Source organism: Halalkalibacter hemicellulosilyticusJCM 9152 (genome assembly GCF_000513115.1).
Classification (GTDB): domain Bacteria; phylum Bacillota; class Bacilli; order Bacillales; family Bacillaceae_D; genus Halalkalibacter; species Halalkalibacter hemicellulosilyticus.
In genome coordinates this window covers 1-7560 of the sequence record NZ_BAUU01000066.1, presented here as the reverse complement: position 1 = coordinate 7560, position 7560 = coordinate 1, and the positions used below count along the sequence as shown (strand labels likewise).

At 36.0% G+C, this 7560-nt stretch carries 7 protein-coding genes and 2 pseudogenes; 2 read left to right on the top strand and 7 right to left on the bottom strand.

Going from position 1 to position 7560, the window contains the following annotated elements; translation table 11 throughout:
• Window positions 1-185: pseudogene (locus JCM9152_RS23580) on the top strand (pyridoxamine 5'-phosphate oxidase family protein); the annotation flags it as partial.
• Window positions 186-339: 154 nt separating this feature from the next.
• On the opposite strand, the pseudogene JCM9152_RS20615 reads toward JCM9152_RS23580, so the two are convergent.
• The 7 genes and pseudogenes from JCM9152_RS20615 to JCM9152_RS20585 all read right to left on the bottom strand — a co-directional run bounded on the left by JCM9152_RS20615 (window position 340) and on the right by JCM9152_RS20585 (window position 6019).
• Window positions 340-1115, bottom strand: a pseudogene (locus JCM9152_RS20615) (sulfite exporter TauE/SafE family protein).
• Window positions 1116-1331: 216 nt separating this feature from the next.
• Window positions 1332-1559 (bottom strand): sulfurtransferase TusA family protein, encoded by a 228-nt coding sequence (locus JCM9152_RS20610; protein WP_035347611.1) that lies wholly within the window; start codon window positions 1557-1559, stop codon window positions 1332-1334.
• A 33-nt stretch (window positions 1560-1592) separates the two neighbouring features.
• Entirely contained in the window at window positions 1593-2720 is a 1128-nt protein-coding gene (locus JCM9152_RS20605) for an MBL fold metallo-hydrolase (RefSeq protein WP_035347609.1), read from the bottom strand.
• Window positions 2721-2829: 109 nt separating this feature from the next.
• Window positions 2830-3399, bottom strand: coding sequence for a sulfurtransferase TusA family protein (locus tag JCM9152_RS20600; protein WP_035347607.1), 570 nt, complete (start codon window positions 3397-3399; stop codon window positions 2830-2832).
• Window positions 3400-3549: 150 nt separating this feature from the next.
• Entirely contained in the window at window positions 3550-4029 is a 480-nt protein-coding gene (locus tag JCM9152_RS20595; protein ID WP_035347605.1) for a DsrE/DsrF/DrsH-like family protein, read from the bottom strand.
• A gap of 366 nt (window positions 4030-4395) precedes the next feature.
• Window positions 4396-4656 (bottom strand): metal-sensitive transcriptional regulator, encoded by a 261-nt coding sequence (locus JCM9152_RS20590; protein WP_035347603.1) that lies wholly within the window; start codon window positions 4654-4656, stop codon window positions 4396-4398.
• A gap of 742 nt (window positions 4657-5398) precedes the next feature.
• Window positions 5399-6019 carry a LysE/ArgO family amino acid transporter gene (locus JCM9152_RS20585; protein WP_035347601.1) on the bottom strand — a complete coding sequence of 207 codons (621 nt, stop codon included), beginning with the start codon at window positions 6017-6019 and terminating at the stop codon, window positions 5399-5401.
• 129 nt (window positions 6020-6148) lie between these two features.
• On the opposite strand from JCM9152_RS20585, the gene JCM9152_RS20580 reads away from it, so the two are divergent.
• A partial coding sequence (locus JCM9152_RS20580) for an aminotransferase-like domain-containing protein (protein WP_035347599.1) occupies window positions 6149-7560 on the top strand: 1412 nt, incomplete at its 3' end.

Sequence of the window (7560 nt, the reverse complement as noted above, 5' to 3'; positions counted from 1 at the left end):
ATAAGTATGTACCAGGCTACTATCATAGCAGCCTATCACAAGCTCACATTGAGAAATACCGCTCATCATTAGGAAGTCATACATTAGTTTATAGACTAGTTCCTAACGTACGAACAGCAAAAGAAAATCCTTTGAACCCGCAATTAGCTTTTTACTCAGGGAGGAAAGTAGATATGAATATTTAAAATTTTTGTCTTGGTGTTATTTCCGGTGGAGAGGGGAGGAGAGCTGATGCTGAAGGAAACATTAGCTCAATTTCTACCTTTAATCGGATCTGATATTTCTACAACATGTTCCTGGGACTAGCTAATTCGATAACCATCTCAATGTCGCTTCTTTTTATAAGAGGTCTATCCAAATTTTCAATGCTGATACAGCAATCAATACAGCTAATATCACTTGCAAAATCTTTGTATTCATCTTCTTTCCTGTCATTGCACCTAGTGGAGAGGCTGTTAAACTCGCCACAATCATAATAAAAGCAGGAAAATAATCAATTTGCCCAGTTGTCATCTTCCCGACAGTTGCTCCAATGGATGAAATAAAAGTAATAGCTAATGAAGAAGCAATGGTCATGCGCGTTGGAATCTTTAATACAACAAGCATGATTGGCACTAGCAAAAATGCCCCAGCTGCACCAACAATTCCTGCTCCAATTCCGACAATTAATGCAAAGCTTGCAGCTAACCATTTGTTACATGTCACTTGATCCATTGGAACATGATCAATCCCCTTTTTAGGATAAACATCATGATTGCAGCAATTAAAGCTAAAATACCGTAAATTAGATTAATCCCGTCTTCTGAGATCAGTTTTGATCCATAGCCACCCACAAAACTACCAATTAGAATCGCTGATCCCATATAAATGATTAACGTCTTATTTAAGTATCCACCTTTACGATAAGCCCACACTCCACCAATGGTTGCAAAGAACACTTGAATTGCACTAATCCCCGAAACTTCATGAGCACTAAAGGTAGCTAAACCAAATAGAGGTGGAAGATACAGTAACATAGGATATTTTATAATCGATCCACCAACCCCTACCATTCCGGAAATATACGAACCTATGAACCCGATTAAAAAGATACTAATAATAAAAGCTAAATCAATCATACTCTATCTCCTTTTAAAGAAAAGGAGGCTGAGACATAACAAAAGTGGTCACTGAGATTCCGAACATGTAGAGAGCGTAGCAGAAAACATATACATAGACTCCTATTCGTTGAAAAGAAGGTCACTAAAAGCGAGGAGCGGTGAATGCGCTCCACTCTAGATTTGTTCCGCTTCTCATTTATGAAAATACTTTTGTCCCAACCTCTTTCTTTTTTACCCTTTTTTAATCCAGAACTTTAATACACCATCTTCTTCCGTATTTGATCGTATCTCATGCCCACCAGACTTCGCCCAAGCTACTAGGTCTTTTTTTGCTCCTTTATCAGTCGCATGAATTTCTAAGATTTGACCTGACTCAAGTTCATTCATTGCTTTCTTTGTGCGAACGATTGGCATTGGGCATGCTAATCCTTTTGCATCTAATACTTTATCTGAATACATTTATGAAGCCTCCAATTATCAATTTTCATGTTGTTATCTTACTGCACAACGGTTTGGACCAATTTCCATTTCACGTTGTTTTTCTTCATCTGGAGTGATTTTCCCCATATTTGTTTTACGAATTTCTTGATACGCGTTTGGTTGTGGAGGTAGGTTCTCTGTCACCATTGATCTAAACTCATGTTCATCTTCAATATTTAATCCATGATTTTGAGCGAATAGTGTACCTAACTTCTCGGCCACACTTCCATCTTCATTTAACTCTTCAATGATCATAAAGTGAGCCGGTAAAACCATTAACTCTTCTGACAGCTCTCTATAACGCTTATAAAGCGACTCACGTAAATCTCCTACCCAATCTTCAGCGAGCCCTGCTAGGTCAGGTCTTCCAATGGAATCAATGAAAAGAATATCTCCGGATAATAGGTATTTTTCATCGATAACAAATGAAGTCGAACCGATTGTGTGACCAGGTGAATATAAAGCATGGATGTTGATCGTTGAGTTCCCGATTTGTATGTCATTCCCTCCGTCTAGTGCTGCATATTCAAACACAACTTCTCCTGCATCCTTTGAAGGCAACCAGTACGTCGCACCAGTTGCTTCGGCAATTTTTCTTCCACCTGAGATGTGGTCAGCATGCAAGTGTGTATCAAATACATGTGCAATATTCGCTCCGATTTCTCTCGCGAAATTTACAAACACTTCCGCCATACGTGTTGCATCAATAATCGCTGCTTCATCATTTGAAACAACCATATAGGATAGACACCCTTTACCTAGACGAACAAATTGATACAACTCACCACCGCCTTTCAAATCTCCTACTTTAACTGGTTCTAGATATTCACTCCATGCCTTCATACCTCCCTCTAAATAAGCTATATCTAATCCTTCATCAGAAAGCATTTCAGCTACCATCACAGAAGAGCCTTCCTTCGCACAAACAACTAATACTTCTTTATCTGTTGGAATTTTATCCATGATTTCTTCTACACCATCTAATAGTTCAAAATAAGGTATGTTGAAATAATTAATGTTTTCTCCTTCAATTTTCCAATCAGCAAAATCATCTTCATTACGAACATCTAGAATAAATAGCTCTTTCTTTTCGATTACTTTTCTTGCTAATTCCTTTAATTTCATCGCTTTAACAGCCACCCTACATACCCCCAATAGTATATATTTGTATAAAAAAATATTTAATTAAAACCCTTAATGTTACACCTACACCCTTGGCGAATTCTAACATCATACAATATGACAACAATTATTTACTTAAACTATCAGTTGGATAACTCCATTCACTCATTCCAGGTACGACATTTATCACTTTTTTAAATCCTGCTTCTGTTAATGTTTGTGCGGCTAAATCACTACGACTTCCAGTTCGACAAACAACATAAATATCTTTATCAGTGCTTAATTCATTTAAACGATTGTCAAGCTCACCAAGTGGTATGGATTTCGCCTCAGGAATATGATTAAAGGCATATTCAGTTAATTCACGAACATCTAAAACTAGAATATTTTCATTGTTAACCAATTTCGCTTGAAGTTCCTCGTTGTTTACAACATGTGGGTATTTCTTCTCTTCTTCCTCAGTGGCCTTACGAAGATAATGCTTTAACACATCTCCCTCTTCAACAGTTCCTAAATATTGATGTCTCATGCTCTGTGCCCACGCTTTAATATCAGCAGTTGACCCTTTATCTGTTGCTTGAACTTCTAGTACTTTTCCTGGCTGGAGGTCACTCATCGCCTTTTTTGTACGAACAATCGGCATTGGACATGCTAATCCTTTTGCATTTACTTGTTGATCAAATTTAACCATTTCCATTCTAAATTCCCCCTATTATACATAGTTTTAATTAATTTCAAAAAAATTTATTAAATATATTCGTATCAATTTGTTATACACCTTTAACAGGCATGAACTTATGAATTATGAAGAGTGTTACTATAAGGGCAACTTACGTATCCCCATAGGTTAAATAAATAAGTTCACATTTCCTTCTTCTGCATCAGCTAAATACGCAGCTACACCAGCATATTCTAAACCATCAATCAACTCTTCTTTTTGTAGTCCTAATAAATCCATAGTCATCGTACAAGCAACTAACTTTACACCTTGTTCTTGTGCCATTTCTACTAATTCTAGTAGTGGCATTGCATTGTGTTTTTTCATAACATGCTTAATCATTTTTGGTCCCATTCCTGCGAAGTTCATATTAGAAAGGCCCATTTTATCAACTCCTCGTGGCATCATTTTCGCAAACATTCTTTCTAAGAATCCTTTTTTCACTGGTACATGGTGATCCCTTCTAAAAGCATTTAGTCCCCAAAATGTTGAGAAAATTGTTACTTCATGATCATAGGTTGCAGCACCATTTGCAATAATAAAAGCTGCCATTGCTTTATCATAATCACCACTAAATAAGATAATTGTTGTTTTCTTTTTGTCTGTCATATTGTCCACTCCTTCGGTTCAAAAGTAATACTAGTATGGGTATAATTAATAAGTAGCTTAGACTTTTTTACCCAAAACTTCAATACACGATCTTCTTCAGTATCTAAAAGTACTTCATGCATGCCCACAAGGTTTTGCCAAGCCAATCAATCATTTTTAGCTCCTTTATCAGTCGCATGAATCTCTAAAACCTAACCTGATTCCATCTCAATGATTGCTCGCCTCTCTCTAAAACACGCATACCCCTACACGTATTATAAAAAACAAAAAAATTTATCTGTAACATATAATTTCGTTTCTTAAGGTTCATTCAAACCTATGGGGGTATTATAATTAATACACTCACCTCTGTCAATCATCTTTGTATTATCTGCTTTTTACTAATAAGTTCACAGCTTCTTGAATAAAAGCTTCCGTGTCTTCACCTTTTAAAATTTGCTCGCGAACACAGTGCTCTAAGTTAGAACTTACGACTAAACCAATCGCTCGGTCCATTGCATTTCTTGCAGCTGACATCTGGACGACGAGATCCTTACAATCCTTCCCTTCTTCCATCATTCTAAGAATGGCTCTCACTTGTCCTTCTACACGTTTGACTCTGTTTTTCATTTTGTCATTGTACTCCATTGGGTTTCCTCCTTTCTTCAGGTAAACCTAGTTGGTTGTTTATTTTTATATAGATATGGCTCCCATGAAAAAAATCATCGTTTCTTTTTTTAAATAGGCTAATTACTATCTATATCCCCTCATTAAATTCATGAGACTCTCGAACATCTACAAAAAAAACATCTTGATGCTGCTCATTCATTAAATTGATGCTAATATTTTCTTCAATTATCTGCCCTCCTTATTGTTTATACTCACATATTATATACCCTATAAGGTATAAAATCAATCTTTATTAAATCACTTGATGAAAAGGCATGACCTTTCACAAGAGAATTAAATGGCTTCCCTTAAATACTTTTATCTATTAAGTATACCAATATATGGAGGTGTTGCTGATTATGAAAAAGAATGAACTTAGCATACAACTAAGCTTATCAGATACAAAGATTATATGAGAAACTTATTAGAAAAGGACACTAAAGTGTATCAACGGTCCCCCAAGGGAAATAGAAAAACAGCTTTTTCAACTCTTATTGTACAAGGTCAAAATCAAACCTTATCAAATCCGATCCAGATGTGTACATAAATTCGAGCTCGATTTTGATTTCACTGAAGTCAATATGCTGTTTCGCCAAATGGATAAACTAAGTAAAACATTCATTAAAATAGAGATTTTTAACCTTAAAAACTACCCTATATATGCTCTCAAGTTGTGGTTACAGTTCATCCTTTCCCTGTGAAGGCTCACGTTGTTTTTCTACTAAAGATATGCATACAAATTAAATCCTAAGTATAATGCCATTCCCAAGATTATTATTGCTGAAATCTGATTCATCCTTTTTAACAGCATTCGGCTGTTTCCAAGTTGTCCAATCTTCCGACCTAACATGGCCAAAAAGAAAAACCAAATCCAAGAAACGACAATACATGCGATGGCAAAGATCAATTTGTCATGACCTGTGTAAGTGAGAGAACTCGTTCCAATGACACCAATAGTGTCAATAATCGCATGAGGATTAAGTAATGAAACTGACGCAGCAAATGTGATCTGTCTTCTCGCAGAAAAACGATTTTGATTTTCGATATTGTCATTGGTTACTGGATTACTCCTCCACATCACAACCCCCATATAGATTAAAAAGATAAATCCAAATATAAATAGCAAAATGGTTAACCACTCAAAATTTAATACAACCACTGATACTCCTGTTACAGCCATAAAGATAAGTATTGTATCACAAATCCCTGCTGTAATAATAGCGGGACAAGCATATATGAATTTCTTATGTGTTGCCCCTTGGTTGAAAATAAATACATTTTGAACCCCCAAAGGTAAGATTAAGCCAAACGACAAAATGATTCCGTGAATAAGAGCCTGCAATTCTTTCACCCCCGAATGTAATTTCTAGGATACCTAATGTATTTTATTGTGTCTTCAACCAATTGGATGGAAAAGCACCCAACCAATTTGCTAGTATATAAGTAAACAAGAAAGATAGAGGGTTATCTAATGAAAGAAATGAAGTGGAAACCACAAAAAAGTTCTTCAGTGCCTCTACATTTACAAATATATAATTACTTAAAAAGAAAAATAATGCATGGAGAATGGACAGTAGGAACGAAAATCCCCACCCAAAGGGAGCTGGCTAAACAGTTTCAGGTAAATCGAAGTACAGTGGTGTACGCTCTTGATGGTTTGATTGCGGATGGGTTATTAGAAACGAAAGTCGGTAATGGTACATGGGTAATCAATAATACTTGGAGTTTACTAACTTCCACACCTCCTCCTGATTGGAAAAGTTATGTTTCTTCAGGTATATATAAACCAAACCTTACTATTATTCAAGAAATCAATAGGGCTGAAGCACAACCAGAATTTATAAGATTAGGAACTGGTGAATTATCTCCAAATCTATTGCCGAATGATAGCATGAGGGAAATTTTACGGACAGGTAATGAGGCCTTGTCTTTAGGCTATGTCGAACCAAAAGGCCTTTTATCCTTACGTAAAACGGTTAGTGACTATCTAAAGCCTAAAGGAATTGTAGCATCTCCGGAATCCATTTTAATCGTCTCTGGAGGTCTCCAAGCACTCCAGTTAATTTCCATTGGATTGTTAGAAAGAGGATCAACCATCCTTCATGAAACACCTTCGTATTTAAACTCTGTACATGTTTTCCAATCTGCAGGAATGAATTTATTAGGTATACCATTGGAGCAAGAAGGAATTAGAGTTGATGATATTGAACATTTAAAGCGACAACATCATGCTACTTTACTTTACACAATTCCTAATTTCCAAAATCCAACTGGTACATTAATGACTGAAGGGAGACGCTCTAAACTATTAAAGGCCTGCCAAAAATTATCTTTGCCTATTATCGAGGATGACGTTTATGGTGACTTGTGGATTGAAAGTCCTCCCGTCAATCCATTAAAAGCAAAAGATACTCAAGGGAATGTTTTATATATAGGGAGCATATCGAAGACACTAAGTCCCGGGCTACGAATAGGTTGGATTGTTGGCCCTGAACCCGTCATCGATCGTTTAGCAGATATAAAAATGCAAACAGATTATGGTTCAAGCTCTTTATCACAATATACTGTAGAAAAATGGTTGGCTAGTGGCTTATACACTAGTTTCTTAAAGGAAATAAGAGCAGAGTTAAAGTCTAGAAGAGATTTTACCATTCAACTTTTAAACGACTTTTTTTTAGAAATTGCTACTTGGATTATTCCGAAAGGCGGATTTTATATATGGCTTAGGCTCAAATCTAATATCTCAACTAAGAAACTATTTGATTTAGCACTCAGAGAACGCATCCTATTAAATCCAGGAATTATATATGATAAAAGTGATTTAAACCATCTCCGGTTATCTTACTCATTTGCCTCATTAGAGCAATTAAAAGATGGACTAAT

Coding starts and splice junctions, on each gene's coding strand:
- JCM9152_RS20595 (WP_035347605.1), bottom strand. CDS start 4,029: ATGACAGACAAAAAGAAAACAACAATTATCTTATTTAGTGGTGATTAT.
- JCM9152_RS20590 (WP_035347603.1), bottom strand. CDS start 4,656: ATGGAGTACAATGACAAAATGAAAAACAGAGTCAAACGTGTAGAAGGA.
- JCM9152_RS20610 (WP_035347611.1), bottom strand. CDS start 1,559: ATGTATTCAGATAAAGTATTAGATGCAAAAGGATTAGCATGCCCAATG.
- JCM9152_RS20600 (WP_035347607.1), bottom strand. CDS start 3,399: ATGGAAATGGTTAAATTTGATCAACAAGTAAATGCAAAAGGATTAGCA.